The sequence below is a fragment of the Bradyrhizobium erythrophlei genome, assembly GCF_042430365.1.
GTDB lineage: Bacteria > Pseudomonadota > Alphaproteobacteria > Rhizobiales > Xanthobacteraceae > Bradyrhizobium > Bradyrhizobium erythrophlei.
Map to the genome: position 1 here is coordinate 65,036 of NZ_JBHMET010000125.1, position 24,152 is coordinate 89,187.

General features: G+C 64.9%; 23 protein-coding genes. 11 read left to right on the forward strand and 12 right to left on the reverse strand.

The annotated features are described in order from the left end of the window. Window positions 1-44: 44 nt before the first annotated feature. Complete coding sequence (locus tag ACFFWD_RS18985) at window positions 45-548, reverse strand: hypothetical protein (RefSeq protein WP_376967818.1); 504 nt, start codon at window positions 546-548, stop codon at window positions 45-47. Between the two features lie 406 nt (window positions 549-954). Between ACFFWD_RS18985 and ACFFWD_RS18990 the strand changes: the two genes are divergently transcribed. The 6 genes from ACFFWD_RS18990 to ACFFWD_RS19015 all read left to right on the forward strand — a co-directional run bounded on the left by ACFFWD_RS18990 (window position 955) and on the right by ACFFWD_RS19015 (window position 7,142). Continuing rightward, window positions 955-1,200 carry a hypothetical protein gene (locus ACFFWD_RS18990; RefSeq protein ID WP_376967820.1) on the forward strand — a complete coding sequence of 82 codons (246 nt, stop codon included), beginning with the start codon at window positions 955-957 and terminating at the stop codon, window positions 1,198-1,200. A gap of 194 nt (window positions 1,201-1,394) precedes the next feature. After that, window positions 1,395-2,273 carry a squalene synthase HpnC gene (hpnC, locus tag ACFFWD_RS18995; RefSeq protein ID WP_376967823.1) on the forward strand — a complete coding sequence of 293 codons (879 nt, stop codon included), beginning with the start codon at window positions 1,395-1,397 and terminating at the stop codon, window positions 2,271-2,273. Then, window positions 2,270-3,109 (forward strand): presqualene diphosphate synthase HpnD, encoded by an 840-nt coding sequence (gene hpnD, locus ACFFWD_RS19000; RefSeq protein WP_376967825.1) that lies wholly within the window; start codon window positions 2,270-2,272, stop codon window positions 3,107-3,109. Before hpnC ends, hpnD begins: the two co-directional genes overlap by 4 nt. Then, complete coding sequence (gene hpnE, locus ACFFWD_RS19005; RefSeq protein WP_376967827.1) at window positions 3,109-4,365, forward strand: hydroxysqualene dehydroxylase HpnE; 1,257 nt, start codon at window positions 3,109-3,111, stop codon at window positions 4,363-4,365. Before hpnD ends, hpnE begins: the two co-directional genes overlap by 1 nt. A gap of 60 nt (window positions 4,366-4,425) precedes the next feature. Then, window positions 4,426-6,387 carry a squalene--hopene cyclase gene (gene shc, locus ACFFWD_RS19010; protein WP_376967830.1) on the forward strand — a complete coding sequence of 654 codons (1,962 nt, stop codon included), beginning with the start codon at window positions 4,426-4,428 and terminating at the stop codon, window positions 6,385-6,387. After that, window positions 6,384-7,142, forward strand: a complete 759-nt coding sequence (locus ACFFWD_RS19015; protein ID WP_376967832.1) for a phosphorylase — start codon at window positions 6,384-6,386, stop codon at window positions 7,140-7,142. The genes shc and ACFFWD_RS19015 overlap by 4 nt, the downstream gene beginning before the upstream one ends. 106 nt (window positions 7,143-7,248) lie before the next feature. Here ACFFWD_RS19015 and hpnH read toward each other — a convergent pair whose 3' ends face one another. Both hpnH and ispH read right to left on the reverse strand, forming a co-directional pair. Continuing rightward, window positions 7,249-8,412, reverse strand: a complete 1,164-nt coding sequence (hpnH, locus tag ACFFWD_RS19020; protein ID WP_376967834.1) for an adenosyl-hopene transferase HpnH — start codon at window positions 8,410-8,412, stop codon at window positions 7,249-7,251. Window positions 8,413-8,452: 40 nt separating this feature from the next. After that, entirely contained in the window at window positions 8,453-9,379 is a 927-nt protein-coding gene (gene ispH, locus ACFFWD_RS19025) for a 4-hydroxy-3-methylbut-2-enyl diphosphate reductase (RefSeq protein ID WP_376967837.1), read from the reverse strand. Between the two features lie 443 nt (window positions 9,380-9,822). Between ispH and hpnN the strand changes: the two genes are divergently transcribed. Continuing rightward, a complete protein-coding gene (gene hpnN / locus ACFFWD_RS19030) occupies window positions 9,823-12,438 on the forward strand; it encodes a hopanoid transporter HpnN (protein WP_376967839.1) in 2,616 nt (871 codons plus the stop codon). Here hpnN and ACFFWD_RS19035 read toward each other — a convergent pair. Continuing rightward, window positions 12,379-13,035: a DUF2147 domain-containing protein gene (locus ACFFWD_RS19035; RefSeq protein ID WP_376967842.1), complete on the reverse strand. Its 657-nt coding sequence runs from the start codon at window positions 13,033-13,035 to the stop codon at window positions 12,379-12,381. The two genes, hpnN and ACFFWD_RS19035, sit on opposite strands and share 60 nt — an antisense overlap. 102 nt (window positions 13,036-13,137) lie before the next feature. Between ACFFWD_RS19035 and hpnO the strand changes: the two genes are divergently transcribed. Then, on the forward strand, window positions 13,138-14,529 hold the full coding sequence (gene hpnO / locus ACFFWD_RS19040; protein WP_376967844.1) for an aminobacteriohopanetriol synthase HpnO: 1,392 nt from the start codon (window positions 13,138-13,140) through the stop codon (window positions 14,527-14,529). Between the two features lie 253 nt (window positions 14,530-14,782). Here the strand turns inward: hpnO and ACFFWD_RS19045 are convergent, their stop codons facing one another. The 4 genes from ACFFWD_RS19045 to ACFFWD_RS19060 all read right to left on the reverse strand — a co-directional run bounded on the left by ACFFWD_RS19045 (window position 14,783) and on the right by ACFFWD_RS19060 (window position 17,498). Continuing rightward, window positions 14,783-15,550, reverse strand: a complete 768-nt coding sequence (locus ACFFWD_RS19045) for an anti-sigma factor family protein (protein ID WP_376967846.1) — start codon at window positions 15,548-15,550, stop codon at window positions 14,783-14,785. Further along, window positions 15,547-16,107 carry a sigma-70 family RNA polymerase sigma factor gene (locus ACFFWD_RS19050; RefSeq protein WP_376967848.1) on the reverse strand — a complete coding sequence of 187 codons (561 nt, stop codon included), beginning with the start codon at window positions 16,105-16,107 and terminating at the stop codon, window positions 15,547-15,549. Before ACFFWD_RS19050 ends, ACFFWD_RS19045 begins: the two co-directional genes overlap by 4 nt. 94 nt (window positions 16,108-16,201) lie before the next feature. After that, the gene (locus ACFFWD_RS19055; protein ID WP_376967851.1) at window positions 16,202-16,525 is read right to left on the reverse strand and encodes a cupredoxin domain-containing protein; all 324 of its coding nucleotides are present in this window, start codon (window positions 16,523-16,525) and stop codon (window positions 16,202-16,204) included. A 19-nt stretch (window positions 16,526-16,544) separates the two neighbouring features. Continuing rightward, complete coding sequence (locus ACFFWD_RS19060; RefSeq protein WP_376967853.1) at window positions 16,545-17,498, reverse strand: metallophosphoesterase family protein; 954 nt, start codon at window positions 17,496-17,498, stop codon at window positions 16,545-16,547. Window positions 17,499-17,783: 285 nt separating this feature from the next. On the opposite strand from ACFFWD_RS19060, the gene ACFFWD_RS19065 reads away from it, so the two are divergent. Next, window positions 17,784-17,999, forward strand: a complete 216-nt coding sequence (locus tag ACFFWD_RS19065) for a hypothetical protein (protein WP_376967856.1) — start codon at window positions 17,784-17,786, stop codon at window positions 17,997-17,999. 82 nt (window positions 18,000-18,081) lie between these two features. Here the strand turns inward: ACFFWD_RS19065 and ACFFWD_RS19070 are convergent, their stop codons facing one another. The 4 genes from ACFFWD_RS19070 to ACFFWD_RS19085 are packed head-to-tail and all read right to left on the reverse strand — an operon-like array spanning window position 18,082 to window position 21,650. Then, window positions 18,082-18,999, reverse strand: a complete 918-nt coding sequence (locus ACFFWD_RS19070; protein WP_376967859.1) for an alpha/beta fold hydrolase — start codon at window positions 18,997-18,999, stop codon at window positions 18,082-18,084. A 7-nt stretch (window positions 19,000-19,006) separates the two neighbouring features. Then, the gene (locus tag ACFFWD_RS19075; RefSeq protein WP_376967861.1) at window positions 19,007-20,626 is read right to left on the reverse strand and encodes a GMC family oxidoreductase; all 1,620 of its coding nucleotides are present in this window, start codon (window positions 20,624-20,626) and stop codon (window positions 19,007-19,009) included. A gap of 39 nt (window positions 20,627-20,665) precedes the next feature. Beyond that, window positions 20,666-21,148 carry a MaoC family dehydratase gene (locus ACFFWD_RS19080; protein WP_376967864.1) on the reverse strand — a complete coding sequence of 161 codons (483 nt, stop codon included), beginning with the start codon at window positions 21,146-21,148 and terminating at the stop codon, window positions 20,666-20,668. A 10-nt stretch (window positions 21,149-21,158) separates the two neighbouring features. Further along, the gene (locus tag ACFFWD_RS19085; RefSeq protein ID WP_376967868.1) at window positions 21,159-21,650 is read right to left on the reverse strand and encodes a MaoC family dehydratase; all 492 of its coding nucleotides are present in this window, start codon (window positions 21,648-21,650) and stop codon (window positions 21,159-21,161) included. A 123-nt stretch (window positions 21,651-21,773) separates the two neighbouring features. Between ACFFWD_RS19085 and ACFFWD_RS19090 the strand changes: the two genes are divergently transcribed. Further along, on the forward strand, window positions 21,774-22,544 hold the full coding sequence (locus ACFFWD_RS19090) for an IclR family transcriptional regulator domain-containing protein (protein ID WP_376967870.1): 771 nt from the start codon (window positions 21,774-21,776) through the stop codon (window positions 22,542-22,544). Between the two features lie 169 nt (window positions 22,545-22,713). Then, window positions 22,714-23,886: a M20 aminoacylase family protein gene (locus ACFFWD_RS19095; RefSeq protein ID WP_376967873.1), complete on the forward strand. Its 1,173-nt coding sequence runs from the start codon at window positions 22,714-22,716 to the stop codon at window positions 23,884-23,886. Window positions 23,887-24,152 lie beyond the last annotated feature (266 nt).

A 24,152-nucleotide genomic window follows, 5' to 3' on the forward strand; every position in this document is an offset into this window, starting at 1 on the left:
GAGCGTTCGGAACCGGGCCTTTTTCGTGGGTCGAAGGAGGAGCGTCAGCCCTTCGTCATCGTGATCGAGACTCCGCGGATCTCACCCTTCGAATCGATCTGGACGACCTGCTTGGTGCCGTTGGTGCGCAGGTTCAGATTGGCGGCAAAGCCGGACGCCTCGACGAACACGTCGATCTGTCCGCCGCCCGCGGTGCCCTGCAGATTGCCGAAGATGTTACGGCTCTTCTCGCTCCAGTTGCCGGAGATGCGCTCGCCCTGGCTCGTCACGTCGCTGGAGAGGTCGAATTTGTAGCTGTCGCTGGCGCAATGCAGGTTCTGCTTCAGGTTCAGGCCCGATGCCCCGACCTTGTAGTCGGCCTTGCAGCGGATGTGTTCGGTGGTGCCGTTGGACAACGAAACCGTGCCAGAGCCGCTCCAGGAGCCGTCGAAGCCGGCAAAAGGCCCGCTGGACTGCGCATGACTTGCCGCGACCGAGAGCATGAGCGCGGCGCTGATGCCGGCAGCCTTGAATGCCCCACCACAAAGGCTGGAACCAAACAGTTTCATTGTGAATATTCCCATCAAAATAGACGCTTCCGGTGAAAGAAAACGTCTCGCCGCATCGAAGATTTAGTGTCACCGCACTATGTTAGGTTCAAATGATGGCGCTCGTGCGTGAGGCCGTCGTCTCCATAAATGGAATCAAGAACTTCCTGTACCATAAGGGCATCTGACCTCGCGTCGGCTTTGCCTGCAACCGCCAAATTCGGGCAAAATTGTCACAGAAATAAATAATCAATATCAATGGCTTATGCGAGGGTTTACAGCGCCGCAATTTTAGCCGCATTTAGTGGTGCTTGTCGTAGCTTCGTTGCTGCATTACGCGGCGTCTGCAATCCCAACAAATCCGTCCCGGCCATGCCGAAGCGCTTTTCGGGGACAGATTTTCTGCTGTCGGAAGTGAAGGAATACGATGCGTAAATTTCTCCTCGCTGTTGTCCTGATGACGATCCCGCTTTCATCCAACGCCTTCGCCCAGCAACAACAGCAGGCGCGCAGCGGCACGCCTGAGGAGCAGAAGGCCTGCGCGCGCGACGTGCAAAAGCACTGCCGCTCCGTGATCGACCAGGGTGACTTCACGATCCTGGCCTGTCTGCAGCAGAACCGCACTAAGATCAGCACCGCCTGCGACCAGGTGCTCAAGAATCACGGCCAATAAGGCCGGTTCACGCCTTAAGCGATCGCCGAAAGGCCCGCGACCGGCATGCGCGCCGGTCACGGGCCGGCTGTGCTGGCGGTCACAGATAGCATTGGTTTTGGCGGCATATTCCCCTATATGGGGCTCGCAATCCTCCGCATGCGCCGGACACCTAGCGCCTGCGCCGTGCCATGACCCGTGTAGCCCAATTTCCAATGACAAGCGCGAGCGACCTGCGATCCGGAAAGACCCACCGCGACGAGAATTTCCCGGTCGCGTCGTGGATCATTCATCCGCGGCATCGCGCCCTGATTCTGGCTTTCTATAATTTCGTCCGCACCGCCGACGACATCGCCGATCACGCGACGCTGCCCGCCGACGAGAAGCTCCGCTACCTCGATCTGATGGAGGCCGAGCTGCTCGGCCAGGGCGACACCCAGAAGGAAGCCGTCAATCTGCGCCGCGCGCTCGCCGAGCGCGGCATGCCGCCGCGCCATGCGCTCGACGTGCTGGTCGCGTTCCGGATGGACGTCACCAAGCTGCGCTACGAGACCTGGGACGACGTGATCCACTATTGCCGCTACTCGGCAATGCCGGTCGGGCGCTTCATGCTCGACGTGCACGGCGAGAGCACGTCGACCTGGGTCGCGTCGGATGCGCTCTGCGCCGGCCTGCAGGTCAACAACCACCTGCAGGACTGCGCCAAGGACTACAAGAACCTCAACCGCGTCTACCTGCCGCGCGACGCGCTGGCCGCGTCGGGTGCAACCGTCGAGATGCTCGGCGAGGCGAAGTCACAGCCGGCGCTGCTCAAATGCCTGCAGGCGCTCGCGGTGCGCACCGAGGCGCTGCTCGACGAGAGCAAGCCGCTCGCAGCCGAGGTGAAGGATTTCAGGCTTGGCCTCGAGGTCGCGGTGATCCAGGCTTTCGCCGACCGCATCGTCGGCATGCTGAAAGTGCGCGATCCGCTCAGCGAGCGCGTCCATCTCAGCCCGGTCGAGCTTCTCGCGCACAGCCTCGGCGGTGTCGCGGGCGAGATCGCCCGCCGCGCCACCGGGCGCCGTTCGGTCTCCAAGACGGCGGCCGGCGCATGAGCGTGGGCACGGCGGCGGCCAACGCAAATTACGGAAGCACCGCATCCGGCAGCTCATTCTATGCCGCGATGCGCATCCTGCCGCGTGCGCAGCGCGAGGCGATGTTCCAGATCTACAGCTTCTGCCGCCAGGTCGACGACATCGCCGATTCCGACGGTCCGCGGCCGGAGCGGCTGGCGGCGCTGCAAGTCTGGCGCGACGATATCGACGCGCTGTATCAGGGCCGCCCGCCGGAGCGCCTCAGGGACTACGTCGCTTCGGTGAAGACCTTCGGCCTGAAGCGCGAGGATTTCCTTGCGATCGTCGACGGCATGGAGATGGACGTGCCGCAGGACATCCGCGCGCCCGACCTCGCGACGCTCGATCTGTATTGCGATCGCGTGGCGAGCGCGGTCGGCCGGCTCTCGGTGCGGGTGTTCGGCCTGCCCGAGGAAGACGGCATCCTGCTTGCGCATCATCTCGGCCGCGCGCTGCAGCTCACCAACATCCTGCGCGACATCGACGAGGACGCCGGCCTCGGCCGCCTCTATCTGCCGCGCGAATGGCTGTGGCACGCCGGGATCACCAGCGACGATCCGGCGCGCGTCACCGCCGAGCGTGCGCTGCCGAAGGTTTGCGCGCCGCTCGCCGAGCGCGCCAAGATGCACTTCCAGAAGGCCGACGAGATCATGGAGAGCAATTCGCGCCGCGCGGTGCGCGCGCCGCGGATCATGTCGAAATACTACCGCGCGATCCTCGACCTCTTGATTGCACGCGGCTTTGCCGCCCCGCGCGCGCCGGTGCGCGTGTCCAAGGCGGCCAAGATCGGCATTCTCCTTCGTTACGCGATCATCTGATGCAAAAGACCGTTCATATCATCGGCGCCGGCATTTCCGGCCTCTCGGCCGCCGTGCGGCTTGCCAATGCCGGCTACAAGGTGTCGGTCCACGAGGCCACGCAGCAGGCCGGCGGGCGCTGCCGTTCCTATTTCGACGCCGCCACCAACCTCACGATCGACAACGGCAATCACCTCCTGTTGTCGGGCAACCGCCATGCCGTGAGCTACGCCCGCTCGATCGGCACCGACGCGGGCCTTGTCGGGCCGGCGCGCGCGCAGTTTCCGTTTGTCGATCTCTCGAGCGGCCAGCGCTGGCAACTCGACCTTGGTGACTCGCGTTTGCCGCTGTGGGTGTTCGACGAGGCGCGTCGCGTCCCCGACACCAGCTTGCGTGATTATCTCGCGCTGGCGCCGCTGGTCTGGGCCGGCGCCGACAAGCTCGTCGGCAATGCCATTCCGTGCGAGGGCACGCTGTACGAGCGGCTGGTGCAGCCCTTGCTGCTTGCGGCCCTCAATGTCGATCCGCCCGAAGGCTCGGCCGGGCTCGCCGGCGCCATCGTGCGGGAGACGCTGCTGGCGGGCGGGCAGGCCTGCCGCCCTCTGATCGCGCGCGACGGCCTGAGCTCGGTCTTGATCGAGCCCGCGGTCAAGCAGCTGCAGGATAGGGGCAACAGCGTCCAGTTCAGCCATGAGCTGCGCGCGCTCGTGATGTCCGGCGACCGCGTCAGCGCCCTCGATTTCGGTAACGGCGACAAGATTGCGCTGTCGGCCGACGATGCGGTCGTGCTCGCGGTACCGCCGCGCGCCGCGGCGTCGCTGCTGCCGGGGTTGAAGACCCCGACCAAATTCCGCGCCATCGTGAATGCGCATTTCCGCGTCGATCCGCCGCGCGATGCCGCGCCCATTCTCGGTGTCGTCGGCGGCCTCGTGGAGTGGCTGTTTGCCTTCCCGCAGCGGTTGTCGGTGACGATCAGCAATGGCGACCGTCTGGTCGATATGCCGCGCGAGGAGCTCGCGCAGGCGATCTGGCGTGACGTCTGCAAGGCATCCGGCGTGTCCGGCGAGTTGCCGCCCTGGCAGATCGTGCGCGAGCGCCGCGCCACATTCGAGGCGACACCGGAGCAGAATGCCCTGCGTCCGGGGCCTGAGACCACGCAAAAAAACCTGTTCCTCGCCGGCGACTGGACTGCTACCGGGTTGCCGGCAACCATCGAGGGATCGGTGCGGTCGGGTGATCGCGCCGCCGATCTGGTTCTTGCCAGACGCTCAGTTTGACCTGTTGCAGCGGCCCCGGCACTCAATCGCCGGACCGCGATGAAGAGGATATCGAGCGAAATGCTTTCGAGAGATCACGGCGTCACAGTCGATCCGGTCGCGCTGGAGACCAGCATCTCCAAGGCGACCGAAGCGCTGCTGGGCTATCGCCAGTCCGACGGTCACTGGGTGTTCGAGCTCGAGGCCGACAGCACGATTCCGGCCGAGTACGTTCTGCTGCGACACTATCTCGCCGAGCCGATCGATGCCGTGCTCGAGGCCAAGATCGCCAGCTATCTTCGCCGCGTGCAGGGCGCGCATGGCGGCTGGCCGCTGGTGCATGACGGCCCGTTCGACATGAGCGCCAGCGTGAAGTCGTATTTCGCGCTGAAGATGATCGGCGATTCCGTCGACGCGCCGCACATGGTGCGGGCGCGCGAGGCGATCCTGTCGCGCGGCGGTGCGGCGGGCAGCAACGTGTTCACGCGCTTCCTGCTCGCGCTCTATGGCGTGGTGACCTGGCGCGCGGCGCCGGTGCTGCCGATCGAGATCATGCTGCTGCCGATGTGGTCGCCGTTCCACATCAACAAGATCTCCTATTGGGCGCGCACCACGATGGTGCCGTTGATGGTGCTGGCCGCGCTGAAGCCGCGCGCGAAGAATCCGAAAGGCGTCGGCATCGACGAGCTGTTCCTGCAGGATCCGAAGTCGCTGCGCATGGCGCCGAAGGCGCCGCACCAGAGCGCGGGCTGGTTCTATCTGTTCCGTTCGCTCGACGCGGTGCTGCGCGTGATCGAGCCGCTGTTCCCGAAGAGCCTGCGTCAGCGCGCGATCGACGCCGCGCTTGCCTTCACCGAGGAGCGGCTGAACGGCGAGGACGGCATGGGCGCGATCTATCCGCCGATGGCCAACATCGTGATGATGTATGACGCGCTCGGCAAGGACGAGAATTTCCCGCCGCGCGCCATCACGCGGCGCGGCATCGACAAGCTGCTCGTGATCGGCGAGCACGAGGCCTATTGCCAGCCCTGCGTCTCGCCGGTGTGGGACACCGCCCTGACCTGCCACGCGCTGCAGGAGACCGGCGGCGACGATACCTTTGCCAAGGCCAAGCAGGGGCTCGACTGGCTGAAGCCGCGCCAGGTGCTCGAGCTGAAGGGCGACTGGGCGGTCAAGGCACCGAACGTCCGTCCCGGCGGCTGGGCGTTCCAATACAACAACGACCACTATCCCGATCTCGACGACACCGCCGTGGTGGTCATGGCGATGGACCGGGCACGCCGCCAGACCGGCACCAAGGAATACGACGCGGCGATCGCGCGCGGCCGCGAATGGATCGAGGGCCTGCAGAGCCGCGACGGCGGCTGGGCGGCCTTCGACGTCAACAACCTCGAATACTACCTCAACAACATCCCGTTCTCGGATCACGGGGCGCTGCTCGACCCGCCGACCGAGGACGTCACGGCGCGCTGCATCTCGATGCTGGGCCAGCTCGGCGTGACCGCCGGGACCAGCCAGGTGATGGCCGACGGCATCGCCTATCTGCGCCGCACCCAGCTTGCCGAGGGCTCCTGGTACGGCCGCTGGGGGCTGAACTACATCTACGGCACCTGGTCGGTGCTCTCGGCGCTAAATGTCGCAGGCATCGACCCTGACGACCCGATGGTCCGAAAAGCGGTAGACTGGCTGGTGTCGGTCCAGAATCAGGACGGCGGCTGGGGCGAGGACGCGGTCAGCTACCGGCTGGATTACAAGGAATACGAGGTTGCGCCGTCGACCGCGTCGCAAACGGCATGGGCTTTGCTAGGGCTGATGGCGGCCCGGGAGGTCGATAATCCGGCCGTCGCACGGGGCATTGAGTACCTAAAGGCAACACAGACGGAAAAAGGGCAGTGGGACGAGCCCCGGTACACCGCAACGGGGTTTCCGCGGGTGTTTTACTTGCGATATCATGGTTACTCGAAGTTCTTTCCGCTCTGGGCGCTTGCGCGGTATCGGAATTTGAGAAGCACCAATAGCAGGGTGGTAGGGGTCGGGATGTGATTTTGGGGGCGGGGGCCGCCGAGACCGTGGGCAACAGAATTGATCCTCGGCCGGTGTTGATCGTGACTGGATTGGTGCAGGAGGCTCGCATTGCGGCGGGCCCCGGCATGATCGTTATTTGCAGTTCGAGCGACCCGCAGCAGCTTCGTGCGCTGCTGGCGACGCTGGATTCAACGACATTCCGCGGCGTGATCTCGTTCGGCGTGGCCGGCGGGCTCGACCCGTCGCTGAAATCGGGCGACGTCGTGGTCGCGACCGAGGTGATGGCCGGCGATGCGCGCTTTTTGGCCGGCTCGGCGTTGAACGAGGAAATGATCGCCAGCGCCGCGCTGAAGGGCCGCAAGATCGTGCGCGGCGGCCTGGCCGGCGTGGAACAGGTGGTCGTGGCGAGGGCCTGCAAGGCCGCGCTGCGCTCGGTGACGGGGGCTGCCGCCGTCGACATGGAAAGCCATATCGCGGCCGCCTACGCCGCCGATGCCGGCATTCCGTTCGCGGCGCTGCGGGTGATCAGCGATCCCGCCCACCGCGCGCTGCCCGAACTCGCCAAGTCCGCCGTCAAGCCGAACGGCGATATCGACCTGCGCAAGGTGCTGCGCGGCATCGCCCGCAATCCGCGGACGTTGCGGGCACTGGTGTCGACCGGCATCGACTTCAATCGCGCGCTGCGCTCGCTACGCGGCTGCCGCGGCTTCCTGCTCGGAAACGATGTCCTAGCTCCGGTCGAGGACATTCTGGTTACGGCGAAGGCGGCCTGATTATCGTCCGGGCGGAGACGGCTTCCGCGCCGGATCAAACGCAAAAACAAAAGGCCCGATCGCATCGCGATCGGGCCTTTGTCGTTTGGGTGCCTGACGGCGCGGCTTACGCTGCCGTCGAGTCGGTTTTGGCGGCGGCCTTCCGCTCGGCGGCCAGCGCCTCGTCGCGGCGGATCTCCGAAAGCTTCTTCTGGACCTGCTCCGAGAAGATGTACTGCGCCGGACGCTGCTTCGACATGTCGATCTCAGGCGCCATCGGACCCGACGTCTTGATGCCGCGCAGGGCGACCCACATCGCCTTCAGCGGATTGTTCAGTGCGGCGGTCGCAGCCGTCGGCTCGTAGCCGCAATGGGCCATGCAATCGGCGCACTTTTCATACTTGCCGGTGCCGTAGGAATCCCAGTCGGTGGTCTCCATCAGCTCCTTGAAGGTCTTGGCGTAGCCTTCGCCGAGCAGGTAGCAGGGCTTCTGCCAGCCGAAGATGTTGCGCGCCGGCATGCCCCAGGGCGTGCACTCGTATTCCTGGTTGCCGGCGAGGAAGTCGAGGAAGAGGCCGGAATGCATGAAGTTCCACTTCTTGCCCTTGCCGAGCGCAAAGACGTCGCGGAACAGCTTCTTGGTCTTGGTGCGGTTGAGGAAGTGCTCCTGGTCGGGCGCGCGCTCATAGGCGTAGCCCGGCGACATCGACACGCCGACGCCGAGTTCGGTGGTGAAGTCGAGGAACTTGGCGATCTCCTCGGCCGGATGGCCGTCGAAGATGGTGGCGTTGACGTTCACGGTGAAGCCGCGCGCCTTGGCCGCCTTGATCGCGGAGACCGCGCGGTCGAACACCCCCTTCTGCGACACCGCCTTGTCGTGATGGTCCTTGAGGCCGTCGAGATGCACCGAGAAGAACAGGTACGGCGACGGCTCGAACAGATCGAGCTTCTTCTCGAGCAGCAGCGCGTTGGTGCACAGCGAGACGAACTTCTTGCGCGCGACCAGGCCGCGCACGATCTCGCCGATCTCCTTGTGGATCAGCGGTTCGCCGCCCGGGATCGCCACCATCGGCGCGCCGCATTCATCGGCCGCGTCCCAGCACTCCTGGGCCGTCATGCGGCGGTTGAGGATCGCATCCGGATAGTCGATCTTGCCGCAGCCGACGCAAGCGAGGTTACAGCGGAACAGCGGCTCCAGCATCAGCACGAGCGGATAGCGTTTACGGCCAAGCAGCTTCTGCTTGATGAGGTAACCGCCGATACGCATTTCCTTGAAAAACGGAATAGCCATTGGGAGTTTACTTTCTGGACTTAAGGTAAGGTGGTTCAGATCAGCCCGCAGTCAGTTCGGCTGGCAGCCGGAATTCGATGTTCTCTTCCCGGCCCGGGAGCACCGAGACCGTCACCGGTCCGATGCGTCGCAAGGCCTCGATCACGTCGTCGACCAGAACTTCGGGCGCCGAGGCGCCCGCCGTAATTCCGACGACCTTCGCATCCTTCAGCCAATCCGGGTTGAGCTCGCGGCCATCGGCAATAAGGTAACTCGCGACACCAACCTCGGTGCCGATTTCGCGAAGCCGGTTTGAGTTGGAACTATTGGCGGCCCCCACCACCAATATGACGTCCACGAGTTTGCTCAGGTCCCTTACCGCAGATTGGCGGTTCTGTGTCGCATAGCAGATATCCCGGATGTCTGGGCCTTGAATATCTGTAAATTTTACCTGAAGGGCCGCGATAATGTCCTTGGTATCGTCCACGGACAGGGTGGTCTGGGTGATATAGGCCACCGGGGTATCGGTCGGCAGGGCGAGTTCCGCCACGTCCTCGACGCTCTGGACCAGGGTGACGGGTCCCGGAACCTGGCCCATGGTTCCCTCGACCTCGGGGTGGCCGGCGTGCCCGATCAGTATCAGGGTACGGCCCTTGGAGATATAGCGCTTGCCCTGGTTATGGACCTTGGTGACGAGCGGGCAGGTGGCATTGAGGACCGGCAGGTCGCGCGCGGCAGCCTCCTCCTCGACGCTCCGCGCCACGCCGTGTGCGCTGAACACGGTCACCGCCTTGGGCGGCACCTCTGACAGGTCCTCGACGAAGATCGCGCCCTTCTTCTTCAGGCTTTCGACGACGTATTTGTTGTGAACGATCTCGTGGCGGACATAGACCGGCGGGCCGTATTTATCGAGCGCACGCTCGACGATTTCGATGGCACGCACCACGCCCGCGCAAAAGCCGCGCGGCTGAGCAAGAAATACTTCCATAGGACGTCCGTTACGCAAATTGCACCAATCTCATTCAATGCCCTTCCGGCTATTTTGGCGCCGCACTCCACTTGGCCGGACACTGCAACGTGAGCTGCAATATCCGCACCATGACAGTTCCCGCGTCCCAAGCGCATGGAAATACAGGGCTTTGTGTCAAAAACGTAGCGCCTAGAAAAGGTGCGCTATCTCAAGGGCAGGAGATTGGTGGTATTATAATACAGAATATCGCCCTCTGCGACTGTCCGTCTCTCTCACTTGTTCGTCACTTTATCGCCCTTTGAGGCGGTTTATACCGGCGCCTCACTGCCGTTTCGTGCTGTTTGGCACTGTTCGCCGTCCGCCCGCAGAAAGTAACCAAAACAACATTAGATCGGCCCCGGGAACTCCGCTAGACAGCAGGCGTTTTCGGCCAAGCTTCCCTGAGATTAGAAAGATACGATGTGCTGACCAATATTGTTGTCTCGGTTGTTAGGACCTGTACGCGGTTTGCCCTTCCTGTCGTCGTTCTCTCTCTGATTGTAGCGGCCGGGGCCAGCGTCTACGCGGCCCGTAACTTCGCCATCAATACCGACATCAACAAGCTGATCTCGCCCGACCTGGACTGGCGCAAGCGCGACAACCAATTCGAGAAAGCGTTTGACCGCGAGCGCATGATCCTGGCCGTGGTCGAGGCCCCGACGCCGGAGCTGACCAGTTCGGCAGCGAAGGCGCTCGCCGCGAAGCTCGTCCAGGACAAGAAGAACTTCGAGGCGGTGACCTCGCTCGGTTCAGGCGAGTTCTTCGAGCGGAATGGCCTCCTGTTCCTGCCGACCGAGGAGGTCGGCAAGATCACCGGCCAGCTCGAATCGGCGGCGCCCCTGGTCGAGATCATGGCCGGCGATCCCTCGATTCGCGGGCTGACCGGTGCGCTCGAGACCGGGCTTGCGGGCGTCAAGCGCGGGCAGGTCAAGCTCGACAACGCGGCGCGTCCGTTCAACCTGATCTCCGAGACCGTCGAGACCATCCTGGCGAAGGGCACCGCCACCTTCTCCTGGCGCGAGCTGACCAGCGACAAGCCGCTGACCGATACCGACAAGCGCGCCTTTATCGAGGTCAAGCCGATCATCGACTATACCGCGCTGGAGCCCGGCAAGGCCGCCACCGACGCGATCCGGCAGGCGGCGGCCGAGCTGAAGTTCCCGGCCGAGTATCACGCGCGCGTCCGGCTCACCGGGCCGGTCCCGATCGCCAACGAGGAATACGCCACCGTCCAGGATGGCGCGATCGTCAACGGCGTCGGCACCGTGCTGATCGTGCTGGTCATCCTCTGGATGGCGCTGCACTCCGGCAAGATCATCCTCGCGGTGTTCGTGAACCTGTTCATCGGTCTTGCGATCACCACGGCGGTCGGGCTGATGATGGTGGGGTCGCTCAACCTGCTCTCGATCGCCTTTGCCGTGCTGTTCGTCGGCCTCGGCGTCGACTTCGGCATCCAGTTCAGCGTCCGCTACCGCTCCGAGCGCTTCAAGAACGACAATGTGACGCTCGCGCTGGAGAACGCGGCGCGCCGCTCGGCGGTGCCGCTGTCGCTCGCGGCGATGGCGACCGCAGCCGGCTTCCTCTGCTTCCTGCCGACCGACTACAAGGGCATCTCCGAGCTCGGCAAGATCGCCGGCGCCGGCATGCTGATCGCGTTCATCACCAGCATCACGGTGCTGCCGGCGCTGCTCGACCTGCTGCATCCGGCCGGCGAGAAGGAGCCGGTCGGCTACGCCTTCCTCGCGCCGGTCGATGAATTCCTCGAGCGGCACCGCATCCCGATTATCGTCGGCACCATCCTGGTGTCGATCGCAGGCCTGCCGCTGCTCTCCTACATGAAGTTCGACTTCAACCCGATCAACCTGCGCAACGCCAGGGTCGAGTCGATCGCGACCTTCCTCGACCTGCGCAAGGATCCCAACACCGGCGCCAACGCCATCAACGTGATGACGCGCTCGGACGCCGACGCCAAGAAGATCGAGGCGAAGCTCGAGAAGGTGCCTGAGGTGCTGCGAGTGATGTCGCTCGACAGCTTCGTGCCACAGGATCAGCCCGCCAAGCTGAAGCTGATCGCGCAGGCGGCAAAGGTGCTCGGTCCCGCGCTCAACCCTGATACGGTCGATCCCTCGCCGTCGGACGAGGAGAACGTCGAGGCGCTGAAGAGCTCGGTCGAGAGCCTGCGCAAGACCGCGGGCGACGGCAAGGGGCCGGGCGCCGTCGCGGCGCGCCGGCTTGCCGATGCTCTGCAGAAGCTTGCCGATTCGAGTAAGGCGACCCGCGACAAGGCGCAGGCGATCTTCGTCGCGCCGCTGAAGATCGTGTTCGATCAGCTCAAGAACACGCTGCAGGCCCAGACCGTTACGCTGAAGACCTTGCCGCCGGAGCTGGTGGCAAGCTGGAAGGCGAAGGACGGCCTGATGCGCGTCGAGGCGCTGCCCAAGGGCGACCCCAACGATAACGACAATCTGCGTCGATTCGCCGACGCCGTGCTTGCGGCCGAGCCGACCGCGATCGGCGGACCGGTCTCGATCCTGAAGTCCGGCGACACTGTCGTGAAGGCCTTCATCCACGCCGGCATCCTGGCGCTGGTGGCGATCAGCCTGCTGTTGTGGCTGACGCTGCGGCGGATCACCGATGTGCTGCTGACGCTGGTTCCGCTCCTGGTCGCGGGTATCGTTACGCTCGAGATCTGCGTGTTGATCGGCCTGCCGCTCAACTTCGCCAACATCGTCGCTTTGCCGCTGCTGCTCGGCGTCGGCGTCGCCTTCAAGATCTATTATGTCACCGCGTGGCGGCAGGGCAGAACGAACCTGCTGCAGTCGAGCCTGACGCGCGCGATCTTTTTCAGCGCGCTGACGACGGCGACAGCCTTCGGCAGCCTGTGGCTGTCAAGTCATCCCGGTACCGCGAGCATGGGCAAGCTGCTTGCGCTCTCGCTCGTGACCACGCTTGCGGCCGTGTTGCTGTTCCAGCCCGCCCTAATGGGCAAACCGCGCGATATCGGGAAGGACACAGATATCGCCAACGACGTCACCTGAAGCTGCCGGCGCGACGGCCGCCTGCTTCTGGCCGGGCTTGGTCGAGGCGGGCGGCGGGACCGCACCGGTGGTCTTCGGCGGCGCCGGAGGCGGAGGCGGCGTTGTTGCCGACGATTTGGGCGCGGGGCCCTTGGCCGCGGCGTTGGCAGGGCTTGTCGGAATCGGCGGGCCGACGCGCGTCCAGGTCTCGCCGCCGCACAGGAAGCCCAGGACGCAGCCCTGGATTTCGAGCTGGTCGGCGCCGACCGGCTTGATGGTCGAGCTGTAGAGCTGTCCGTCCTTGGCGTTGTAGACCTGACCCTCCCAGGCATCGACGCCCGGCTGCTTCTTCATGTCGATCAGGATCGGCATGCCGAGTGTCGGCCGGGTCTGCTTCGCCGGATCGGGATTGTTTTTATCTTTGCCGCCGGGGGTTTTTTCCCAGGCGACGGCACCCCACATGCTGCCATTACATTGGGCGACGCGGATGGTGGCGACGCCGTCCGCGACCTTCCAGTCCCCCGTCGGGTCCAAAGCCAATGCCGGTGATAATACGGTGGCCAAAAATAAACCTGAAAAGCCTATTGTACGCGCGAAAGTCTTTGGGCAGTGCAACATGGTCCGAACCTGTGCTTAAGTAGATGATCCGAGCGGGGGTCAAAACGCCGCTGTCGAGCGTTTTATGTTGACGACATGGCCATCAACCGACGTATGTAACGAATGCTAAGTTCCAATCTAGACGTTTCCGAGATTTTTGTGGAGCGCGAGGGGCAGCGCGGTGCCATGCACACGCGCCACCTCAATGAGCAGCTTGTTCGCGTTCTCAAGACCATCGGTTACGACGTCGGCTTTCAGAAGGGGCAAGGCCAATACCTTTTCGATCGTCAGGGGGCTCGCTATCTTGATCTATTGAGCGGATTTGGCGTTTTTGCGATTGGCCGGAATCATCCGACGCTGCGCAACGCGCTGAAGAGCGTGCTCGACGCCGATCTGCCCAACCTTGTCCAGCTCGACGTCTCCACGCTCGCCGGCGTGCTCGCGGAACGCCTGCTGGAACATGTGCCATATCTGGACAAGGTGTTCTTCGCCAATTCCGGCGCCGAGACCGTCGAGGCCGCGATCAAGTTCGCGCGTGGCGCGACCGGTCGCCCCGGCATCGTCTATTGCACGCATTCCTTCCATGGCCTGTCCTATGGTGCGCTGTCGCTGACCGACGACGCCAACTTCCGCAGCGGTTTCGAGCCGCTGCTGCCGGGTTGCACGCCCGTTCCGTTCAACGATCTCGACGCGCTCGAGAAAGCTTTGTCGTCCAGGCAGGTCGGCGCGTTCATCGTCGAGCCGATCCAGGGCAAGGGCGTCAACATGCCCACCGACGAATTCCTGCCCGGCGCGCTGGCGCTGTGCCGCAAATACGGCACGCTGTTCATCGCCGACGAGATTCAGACCGGCATCGGCCGCACCGGCAAGTTCCTGGCGATCGAGCATTGGGGCATCGAGCCCGACATGGTGCTGCTTGCGAAGGCGCTGTCCGGCGGCCACGTGCCGATCGGCGCGCTGCTGACGCGCAAGAACATCTTCGACAAGATCTTCAACCAGATGGATCGGGCGGTCGTGCACGGCTCGACCTTCGCCAAGAACGATCTCGCGATGGCCGCCGGCATCGCCACGCTCGACGTCATCAAGGCCGAGAAGCTGGTCGAGCAGGCCGCCAAGCGCGGCGCCGAGCTCCGTTTGGCACTGACGCGCATGGTGCCGGGCTACGAGCTGATGAAGGAGGTCCGCGGCAAGGGGCTGATGATCGGCGTCGAGTTCGGCCCGCCGAAGTCGCTGCGCCTGAAGGCCTCGTGGAACCTGCTGGAGACCGCGAACAAGGGGCTGTTCTGCCAACTCATCACCGTGCCGCTGTTCAAGGACCACAAGATCCTGACCCAGGTCGCCGGCCACGGCAGCCATACCATCAAGCTGCTTCCGCCGCTCGTGATCACCGAAGAGGACTGCAACTGGATCGAAAAGGCGTTCGACGAGGTGATCGCCGGCAGCCACAAGGTCCCCGGCGCGATCTGGTCGCTCGGCAAGACGCTGGTCGACAACGCGGTGCGGAAGTCGGCGTAGTAATCGAAGCGTTCGCCCCGGTCGAGGCAGACGATCTCCCGCTATTCGGCAGGCAGGTGGCAGACCGCCTTGATGTTGCGGCTTTGGCCAGTCGGCCCTACAATCTGCCGCCGTCATTGCGAAGCAACGGGCCACGTATCACCCGTTGGTAGGCTCTGCGAAGCAATCAACAGCGGGGCAAGCGGAGGTATCGATTGCTTCGTCGCCAACGCTTCTCGCAATGACGGCGGCCCGAGCCGGACGACACAAGCGTTTACCCCTCCTTGCGCGCCTGCATCGCCGCCTCGAACTTCTGGCAGAACTCGGCGAGCTCGTCCTTCCCAAGATCGCTGATCGCCCAATAATTCAATCCGCGCTCGCTCCAGCGGTGGATGTTGAAGCCCTGAAGGGTTTCCGACTTCACGTTGCGATGCTCGGTGCTCGCGGTCTGCGCCACGAACAGATTGATGACGTGCTGGCGCCGTCGATAGACCACGGCGCCGATCGCGCGCGTATCGACATAGTCGAGCCGGCCGCCGATCAGCGTGAAGCCCTGCGCCGTCAGATCGATCACCGGCGGCGAAACGTCGAGCTTGCCGTTGAACCACGGTTTCACCGTGTGCTGGTCGGTGGAGATGACGTCGGTGAGATGGCCGGCCTGCAGCGAGCGCAGGTGCGCCGAGACGATCTCGGACTGGATCCGCTGCTCGTCGTCATTGCGCAGCACGATCGCGAACAGGCCGGTCGCGGCCATGGCCGACACCGCCGAACCCAGCGCGAAGCCGCGCAGCACGGAGCGCCGGCTTGGCGCCGCCACTTGCGGTTTCGGCAACGCCTTCTCGATGCGGTGGCGCAGCTCGAGCGGCGCCTTGTAGCGCAGATTGGCGCCGGCCATCGCCTGGCTGATCTCGCGATAGTCCCTTGCCAGCGCCGCGCAGTGCGCGCAGCCGGCGATATGGGCTTCCACGTCGCGTGCATGGCCGGCGTCGAGTTCGCCGTCGATCAGCGCGTGAAGCAGCACTTCAGCTTCCTCGCATGTCATTTCGCTTGCTCCTGTTCCGCAAGCCAGGCCGATCGCAGCATGGCGCGGGCGCGCGCGAGGCGGGACATCACAGTGCCCACGGGCACCGCGGCGACATCGGCGATCTCGCGGTATGAAAGATTCTGGATTTCCCTGAGCACGAAGGTCTCGCGGAACGGCTCGGCGAGCGCCGCGATCAGCTTGCGCACGGTGTCGCCATCGAAGCGGCGCAGCAGCTGCGTTTCCGGCGTGTCGGGAGTCTCGTTCCACATCGGCGTCCGGTCGGCACTTTCGGGCACGTCGTCGACCGCGGTGATCGGCGCGGTCGCGCGGCGGGCATATTCGGCGCGGCAGACATTGCGCAGGATCGCGAACAGCCACGGCTTCATCGCCGGACCCCGGTAGCTGTCGAAGTGCTTGTATGCGCGCAGGAAACATTCCTGCACCGCGTCCTCGGCGTCGGCAGCGTCGCGCAGCAGATAGCGGGCCAGCGTGTAGGCATCGTCGAGATAAGGCAGCGCGGCTTCGCGAAAGCGCCGTGCCTTCTCGGGGTCATCGTCCGACGCTTTGACGGCCATCGTGGTTCGCTCGGCAGCTGCAGAAGACGTTCGCGCCCGGCCGGGGGCGGCGGGCCACCGGCCGGGCATGGTCGTAATGCCTTGGTTGGACACGTTACTCAACCTTGACACTGCCTGTCATGTGGGGGTGCAGCGAACAAAAATACTTGTATTCGCCGGCCGCCGTGAAGGTGAACGAGAACTTGTCGTCGGTATCGAGCGTCTTCGACCTGAACTTGCCCCCGCACACCACGGTATGCGGGATGTCGTCGCGGTTCATCCAGGTCACCGTGGTGCCGACCTTCACCGCGAGTTGCGCCGGAGTGAACGCGAAGTTGTCGATATGTATCTCGAGGTCCTCGGCGCGGGCGGCGGTGACGGGCAGCAGCATGGTGGCGACCACGGCGATACCGAAGTCGCGTCGATTGATCGAACTCATCGCTCTTGTTGTCCTTCCGTTAGCCCTGCAGCGGCGTGTCGATAATGGCAAGGCGCTCAGTGCCCTGCTTGAAGTTGATGCTGGCGACGCCGAGCATGCTGCGGAGCTTGGCGTCCTCGACCTTCATCGGGCCGGGCGAGGGGGCTGTGCCCGGTGCCGGCTGCGGGAAGGCGGTGGAGCGCGCGGTGTGGAACGTGACGTTGCCCTCGACCTTCTGCATCACCTGGTGGATGTGGCCGTTGAGCACGGTGACCGAGCCGAAGCCCTTCACATATTCGAGCGCACGTGCGCCGTCCTCGGTGCCCCAGCCCCATTGCGGATAGACCGTCCACAGCGGGATATGGGCGAACAGCACGATCGGGGTGGATTTCGAGCGGCCCTTGAGGTCGTTCTCCAGCCATTCCAGCTGTTCGTTGCCGAGATTGCCGAGGCCGCCGCCCTTGAGGTCGACGACGTTGACGAGGCCCACGAAGTGGACGCCGCCGGCGTCGAAGGCATAGTAGCCCGGGCCCCTGGTGCCCTTGCCATAGCGCTCCTTGTAGAGCTTGACTTCCTCGTCGATAATGTCGTGCTCGCCCGGCACGTAGTGCACGTCGAGCTTGGCCTGCGAGATGATGCGGTCGGCGTCGTCGAATTCGACGGCCTTCGACAGGTGCGTGATGTCACCGGTGTGGATCATGAAGGACGGCTTGGTCTGCATCGCGCGGACCTTGTTGATGGCCTCCTCCAGCGTGCCCTTGGCGTTCGGATTGGCCGGCTTGTCGAAGCCGACATGGCTGTCGCTGATCTGCAGGAAGGTCATGCCGGCAGCCTGCTCGGCGGCCGCGGCCTCGCCGACGATGCCGAGCGAATGCGGCACGCCGCCCGTGATCGTCCAGAGCACGCCGGTGCCGGCCCAGGTCATGCATTCCAGCACCTTGCGTCGGCTGACGCCCTTCTCTTCGTCGTGGTGGTCGTGATCGTGTCCGCTCATGGCATGTCTCCCGTGGGGCCCAGGGATTGGGTTTCCGGGGACGTGATCGGCGGGGCTGAGGGTTTATTCCCGGCCGCCCAGGCAATGCGGCACTGCGGGATGACGATTTCGTGATCGGCGGGAATTTCCCGGATCGCGCGCGCCTCTCGGGACATCGGGAGGGAGCTGCGCGCCCGCGCCGGCCGAATATGAACGGCCGCAACAAAGGTGTCTTGCAACCGTCAGCATAGTGTCAGCGGTCCTGCGTAAGCATGCCAGACTTCATTCGCCACAGGGGAGATCGACATGAGCGACCACGCAGGCGTTGAGCATTACAATAAGGCGGCCGAGCATCACGAGCACGCGGCGCGGCATCACCGCGAAGCCGCCAAGCACCACGAGGCGGGCGATCACGAGAAGGCGGCGCATCACGCCCACAGCGCCCATGGCCATGCCAGCCACGCCCAGCATCACCACACCGAGGCCAGCCGGCACCACGCCGAGCACCACGGCCACCACTAATTGGTTCCAGTACTGCGTGAGTAGCTTCCGCCGTCCCCGCAAGGGGACGGCATTTTTCCTCCACCGGTGCCTCGCCGCTTGGCTACGGCGACGGAGCCAGCCCTCCAGTGGCGAATGCCTTGAGCGCCGCGAGCAGCTGCCCCGGTGCCTCTTGCGCCACGCAATGCCCGACACGATCAAACGTCCACCGGCTGGCATGCGGGATCAGCGCCGCGGCGCGGTCGGCCATGACCTTGTAGGCGGGCCAGGATAGCTCGGCGGTCGCGATGCGGACGGGGCAGGTGATGTCGGACAACCAGGGAAACGGATTGCCGCGTCCGTCGCCGACATAGATCTGCTCCATCGCCTGGAAGATCGGCAGCAGCAACGCGGATTCGATCTCCGGCGTGCAGTGGAGCCGCACGCGGCCATTGTCGAGGACGGCGAAGCCGTGCCGGACATAGGCCCAGAGCGCCGCTTCGGTCCATGGCGCGAAGGCGGACGCGGCGCGAAGCCGCCGGAACAGGGCGTCCGCGCTGTCGAATTCGGCCTGGCGGCGCAGCACCCCCTCGACCGATCCCCTCGCGAGGTCGCTCAAGGCGACACCGGTGCGCAGGTTGTGCGGATCCATCACGGTCGGCTCCATCACGAACAGGCGCGAGAAGCGTCCGGGCATCAGCTTGGCGGCCAGCAGCAGGTCGGTGGCGCCGGCGCTGTGCCCGATGCCGAAGATGCCGTCGAGATCGAGGCGCGCGATGACCATGGCGAGGTCCTCGGCGAAATCCTGGAAGTGATACCGATCGGCAGGCGGCTTGTGGCTCAAGCCGTGGCCGCGGCGATCGAGCGCGTACACCGTGTAGTCGGACGCAAGCGCTGCCGCCACCTCGGTCCAGACCTCGGCGACGAAGCCGGTGCCGTGCAGCAGCAGGGCCGGCGGTTTCCCCGAGCCGGGCTCGCCCCATCGCGCCAGCGCGATGGCCTCGCTTGCGTCGCCAACGACGATTCGTTGCGGTTGCGTCATCGGTCGATCAGCGCGCGTCCTGCACAATCATCGCCGCACCCTTGTCGGCGATCATCGCGGTCGGCGTGTTGGTATTGCCGGAGGTGATGGTCGGCATGACGGAGGCGTCCGCGATGCGCAGGCCGTCGAGGCCGTAGAAGCGCAGCCGCTCGTCGACGACGGCCATTCGGTCATTGGCCGTTCCCATCTTCGCGGTGCCGACGGGATGGAAGATCGTGGTGCCGATATCGCCGGCGGCTTTCGCCAGCGACGCGTCGTCGTCGCCGACGGAGGGGCCGGGCAAAAATTCCTCGGGACGATATTTGGCGAGCGCGTGCTGCTTCATCAGCCGCCGCGTGGTGCGGATCGCGTCCGCCGCGACCTGGCGGTCGTCGTCGGTCGACAGATAATTCGGCGCGATCGACGGCTTGTCGTCGATCGCCGCCGAGCGGAGGCGCACCGTGCCGCGCGAGGTCGGCTGCAGATTGCAGGCGCTCACCGTGATCGCGGGAAAGCGATGCAGGGGATCGCCGAACTTGTCGAGCGACAGCGGCTGCACGTGGAACTGGATGTTGGCGCGCGACCTTGTGGAATCCGAGCGTGTGAAGATGCCGAGCTGCGACGGCGCCATGGTCAGCGGACCGCGGCGGCGGAACACGTAGTCGAGCCCCATCAGGCCGCGGCGGAACAAATTGTAATAGGTCTCGTTCAGCGTGCGTACGCCGGAGACCTTGTAGATCGCACGCTGCTGCAGATGGTCCTGCAGATTGCGGCCGATGCCCTGGCGGTCGAGCACGATCTCGATGCCGAGCGGCGACAGCCATTCCGACGGGCCGATGCCGGAGCGGTGCAGCACCTGGGTTGATCCGATCGAGCCGGCGCACAGGATCACCTCGCCGCGTGTGCGCGCCTCGACCTCTTCATTGCCCTGCCGGAAGCGGACGCCGGTGGCGCGGCCGCTCTCGATGATCAGGCGGTCGACCAGCACGTTGGTTTCCAGCCTGAGGTTGCTGCGGTTCAGCACCGGCTTGAGGAAGCCGCGCGCCGACGACCAGCGCCGGCCGCGCTTCTGGTTGACGTGGAAGTAGCTCGTGCCTTCATTGTCGCCGGTGTTGAAGTCCGGAATGCGCTTGATGCCCATCTCCTCGGCGGCATCGCCGACCGCGTCGAGCACCTCCCAGGACAGCCGCGGCGCCTCGATGCGCCAGCCGCCGCCGACACCATGATGCTCGCTGGCGCCGAGGAAGTGATCCTCCAGCCGCTTGAACACCGGCAGCACGTCGCTGTAGCTCCACCCGGTCAGGCCAAGCTGCCGCCAATGGTCGTAATCCGCGGCCTGTCCGCGCATCGAGATCATGGCGTTGATCGCCGACGAGCCGCCGATCACCTTTCCGCGGGGATAGCTCAGCGCGCGGCCGTTCAGCCCCGGCTCGGCCTCGGTCTTGAACATCCAGTCCGAGCGCGGATTGCCGATCGCGAAGAGGTAGCCGACCGGGATGTGAAACCAGATCCAGTTGTCGTTGCCGCCGGCCTCCAGCAGCAGCACGCGCTTGCTCGGATCGGCCGACAGGCGGTTGGCCATGATGCAGCCGGCCGTGCCCGCGCCGACGACGATATAGTCGAAATCACCCTCGAGCCTTCGCGGCATGTCCTCGTTGTCCCGGTCGTCATTCCTGTTTCACGTCTATTAGTCAGACGCCGCAGGACGTGACAAGCCCGGCCGAGGCGCCGGGCCTGGCGGAAACTCCAGCATCGCTTCGCCGGCCGCGACCGTTTCGCCGCGCTGGTTCTGCACTGTTACGTCGACCACGACCCATCGCGATTTGGCGGTGACCTGCTTGGCCTTGATCGTGCCGGCCGGGCGGATGGTGTCGCCTGGCTTCACCGGCTTCAGCCAGCGCGTCTCCAGCCGCCGATGGATCGCGCCCGCCGGCGTCGCCCAGTCGGTCAGCATGCGCGTGATCAGGCCGAAATTGTTCATGCCATGCATGATGATGCCGCCGAAATTGGTCTTGCCGAAATCGCCCTTCATGTAGTCGTCGTCGAGATGCAGCGGGTTGTAGTCGAGCGAGGCATCGCAGAACAGGCGGATGGATTCGCGCGAGACCGCGAATGCGGGTCCGTCGATCGTGTCGCCGGCCTTGAGCCCTTCGAATGTCAGCGTGGTCATGTCGCTCTCCTCACATCGGGCGGATGGTCTGGCCGCGACCCGAGCAGATCACGTCGCCATGCTGGTTGAAGAAGACGTTGTCGTGCACCACGAACAGGCGATCGCGCTTGATGAACTTGTCGAGCGCGCGGGCCTGCAAGGTGATGGTGTCGCCGGGACGGGCAGGGATGTTGTAGCTCCAGGACTGTCCGGCATTGACGGTGCCGGGCGAGCGCATCCAGTCGTCGGCGGGCGTGCAGGCGAACATCAGGAGAATGTGGATCGCGGGCGGTGCGATCAGCCCGCCATACGGCCCCGCCTTGGCGGCCGCCTCGTCGAGGTAGAGCGGATTGGTCTCGCCGACCGCGCGGCAATACAGCGCGATCGCCTCGAAGGTCAGCTTGTAGGGCAGCGTCTTGCGCGGCTCGCCGGGGACGATCTCGTCCCAGACCTTGCGCAGCTTCGCGTCCTTCCAGAAATCGGTTTCGAACGCGCCGGCCGCAGAACTTTCTGCTTGCGCCATCGTGGATCCTCCTGCTATCAGTTCGCCAGGCGAACAATTCATTCGCTATGTGAACTGACGCTAGCGCGGTCGGGGACACCTGACAAGCGCGAAGCGTTGCGTCATGGGCAAGGGAGCCGTGTCGTGAGCAAGGAGAGCGACGGCTTCGTGCGCGCGATCGCGCGCGGCTTCTCCATCATCGAGGCGCTCGGCAAGCCGCCGGGGCGGCATACGCTGGCGGAAGCCGCCGATATTGCAGGTCTCAACCGCGCCACCGCGCGCCGCATCCTGGCGACGCTGGTGGCGTTGAAATATTGCGCCTCTGACGGCCGCTATTTCAGCCTGCGGCCGCGTGCGCTCGGGCTCGGCCTGTCCTATCTGAACGCGCTGCCATGGTGGGCGCATGCGCAACGCGCGCTGGAGAATCTGCGCAACGAGGTCGGGGAGTCCTGCGCGATGGCTGTGCTGGACGAGGACGAGATCGTCTATGCGCTGCGGCTGCCGGCGCGCCGCATTCTCTCGGCCAATCTCGGCGTCGGCAGCCGCCTGTCGGCGCATCTGGTCTCGCTCGGGCGCGTGCTGCTCGCGGCGTTGCCATCGGACGCGCGCGACGCCTATCTCGCCGCCGGCACGTTCAAGCCGGTCACGCCGCGCACGGTCATCGATCCCAGGCAGCTTGGCGAGTTGCTGACGCGGGTCGAGAGCGAGGGCTATGCCTGGGTCGACGGTGAGCTTGACCCCGCGATCTGCGGCATTGCGGTGCCATTGCGCGATCCAGCCGGCGCGGTGGTCGCGGCGCTCAGCGTCAACACCATTTCGGGTACTGTCAGCGAGGCCGGCGCGCGCAAGAAATACCTGCTGCCGCTCCGGCGTACCGCGCAGGAAATTCGCAGCCAGATGATCACGTCGGGCTAGTCCGCTTCGGGTTGCAGCGCAGCGCGCGCGCTTCGCAATCTGCGGTCGATTTGCCCTGCGTTTGTTGCGCCGCCGGGTCCAGCCTGAGGCATGCCAGGCCCTGTTGGGTGGACCGGCCCTTGCATGCTAGACAGGCTTTCGCAGTCCAACCCTTGAGGCCAGAACTCCCATGCCCATCGTCAACCGCGTCGCCGATCTGCAACCCCATATCCAGGCCTGGCGTCGCAGCATCCACGAAAATCCCGAATTGCTGTACGATGTGCACCGCACTGCATCATTCGTGGCGGATCGCTTGCGGGAGTTCGGCTGCGACGAGGTCGTGACCGGCCTCGGCAAGACCGGCGTGGTCGGCGTCATCAAGGGCAAGAAGGGGGCTGCCAAGGGCGATCTCAAGGTGATCGGCTTGCGCGCCGACATGGATGCGCTGCCGATCCACGAGGAAACCAACCTGCCTTATTCCTCGAAGACCCCGGGCAAGATGCACGCCTGCGGCCATGACGGCCACACCGCGATGCTGCTCGGCGCGGCGCGCTACCTCGCCGAGACCCGCAATTTCGCCGGCGACGCGGTGGTGATCTTCCAGCCGGCCGAGGAGGGCGGCGCGGGCGCGGCTGCCATGATCAAGGACGGCCTGATGGACCGTTTCGGCATCGAGCAGGTCTACGGCATGCACAACGGCCCGGGCATCCCGATCGGTTCGTTCGCGATCCGCACCGGTCCGATCATGGCGGCGACGGATGCGATCGACATCAAGATCGAGGGCCTCGGCGGCCACGCCGCGCGGCCGCACAAATGCATCGATTCTGTGCTGGTCGGTGCGCAGCTCATCACCGCGCTGCAGCAGATCGTCTCGCGCACCATCGATCCGCTCGATTCCGCCGTGATCTCGATGTGCGAGTTCCACGCCGGCAACGCCCGCAACGTGATCCCGCAGACCGCGGAATTGCGCGGCACCGTGCGCACGTTGACGAAAGAGGTCCGCGATCTCGTCGAGAAGCGCGTGCGTGAGGTGGTCGAGGGCATCGCCAAGGTCACCGGCGCGAAAATCGACCTCACCTATGAGCGCGGCTATCCCGTCACCGTCAACCACGAGACCCAGACCGAATTCGCGACGCGGGTCGCGCGGGAGGTCGCGGGCAACACCAATGTGCACGAGATGCCGCCGTTGATGGGCGCGGAAGATTTCGCCTACATGCTCGAGGCGCGGCCCGGCGCCTTCATCTTCTGTGGCAATGGCGACAGCGCCGGCCTGCATCACCCCGCCTATAATTTCAACGACGAGGCGATCGTCCACGGCACCTCGTACTGGATCAAGCTGGTGGAGAACTCGCTGGCGGCGTGATCTTCCTCCGCCGTCGCTGGCGGCGCGGCCCGAAACACAGCGCCTCGCGGCATTGCGCGAAGCTTTTTCGTTCCTATATCGAGGATGCGACAGCGCCTCGCGCTATCGCGGCCCTCAGAGCAAGTCGGCTCCGCCGATTTGTCTCGGATTGGGCGTTTCCTCCCTAGACTTGGACCGCGCGGCCGTCATGTTGCCGCGCGGGCTTTTTTGTGCCGAGTGCGCATGCGACGTCGCTTCGCGCCTCGCAACGACGGTGAAGTCGTCGA

What these genes read in the sequence shown, in the direction of transcription:
- ACFFWD_RS18985 (WP_376967818.1), bottom strand. Translation starts at nt 548, where the DNA reads ATGAAACTGTTTGGTTCCAGCCTTTGTGGTGGGGCATTCAAGGCTGCC.
- ACFFWD_RS18990 (WP_376967820.1), top strand. Translation starts at nt 955, where the DNA reads ATGCGTAAATTTCTCCTCGCTGTTGTCCTGATGACGATCCCGCTTTCA.
- hpnC (WP_376967823.1), top strand. Translation starts at nt 1,395, where the DNA reads ATGACAAGCGCGAGCGACCTGCGATCCGGAAAGACCCACCGCGACGAG.
- hpnD (WP_376967825.1), top strand. Translation starts at nt 2,270, where the DNA reads ATGAGCGTGGGCACGGCGGCGGCCAACGCAAATTACGGAAGCACCGCA.
- hpnE (WP_376967827.1), top strand. Translation starts at nt 3,109, where the DNA reads ATGCAAAAGACCGTTCATATCATCGGCGCCGGCATTTCCGGCCTCTCG.
- shc (WP_376967830.1), top strand. Translation starts at nt 4,426, where the DNA reads ATGCTTTCGAGAGATCACGGCGTCACAGTCGATCCGGTCGCGCTGGAG.
- hpnH (WP_376967834.1), bottom strand. Translation starts at nt 8,412, where the DNA reads ATGGCTATTCCGTTTTTCAAGGAAATGCGTATCGGCGGTTACCTCATC.
- ispH (WP_376967837.1), bottom strand. Translation starts at nt 9,379, where the DNA reads ATGGAAGTATTTCTTGCTCAGCCGCGCGGCTTTTGCGCGGGCGTGGTG.
- ACFFWD_RS19035 (WP_376967842.1), bottom strand. Translation starts at nt 13,035, where the DNA reads ATGTTGCACTGCCCAAAGACTTTCGCGCGTACAATAGGCTTTTCAGGT.
- hpnO (WP_376967844.1), top strand. Translation starts at nt 13,138, where the DNA reads ATGCTAAGTTCCAATCTAGACGTTTCCGAGATTTTTGTGGAGCGCGAG.
- ACFFWD_RS19045 (WP_376967846.1), bottom strand. Translation starts at nt 15,550, where the DNA reads ATGACATGCGAGGAAGCTGAAGTGCTGCTTCACGCGCTGATCGACGGC.
- ACFFWD_RS19050 (WP_376967848.1), bottom strand. Translation starts at nt 16,107, where the DNA reads ATGGCCGTCAAAGCGTCGGACGATGACCCCGAGAAGGCACGGCGCTTT.
- ACFFWD_RS19055 (WP_376967851.1), bottom strand. Translation starts at nt 16,525, where the DNA reads ATGAGTTCGATCAATCGACGCGACTTCGGTATCGCCGTGGTCGCCACC.
- ACFFWD_RS19060 (WP_376967853.1), bottom strand. Translation starts at nt 17,498, where the DNA reads ATGAGCGGACACGATCACGACCACCACGACGAAGAGAAGGGCGTCAGC.
- ACFFWD_RS19065 (WP_376967856.1), top strand. Translation starts at nt 17,784, where the DNA reads ATGAGCGACCACGCAGGCGTTGAGCATTACAATAAGGCGGCCGAGCAT.
- ACFFWD_RS19070 (WP_376967859.1), bottom strand. Translation starts at nt 18,999, where the DNA reads ATGACGCAACCGCAACGAATCGTCGTTGGCGACGCAAGCGAGGCCATC.
- ACFFWD_RS19075 (WP_376967861.1), bottom strand. Translation starts at nt 20,626, where the DNA reads ATGCCGCGAAGGCTCGAGGGTGATTTCGACTATATCGTCGTCGGCGCG.
- ACFFWD_RS19080 (WP_376967864.1), bottom strand. Translation starts at nt 21,148, where the DNA reads ATGACCACGCTGACATTCGAAGGGCTCAAGGCCGGCGACACGATCGAC.
- ACFFWD_RS19085 (WP_376967868.1), bottom strand. Translation starts at nt 21,650, where the DNA reads ATGGCGCAAGCAGAAAGTTCTGCGGCCGGCGCGTTCGAAACCGATTTC.
- ACFFWD_RS19095 (WP_376967873.1), top strand. Translation starts at nt 22,714, where the DNA reads ATGCCCATCGTCAACCGCGTCGCCGATCTGCAACCCCATATCCAGGCC.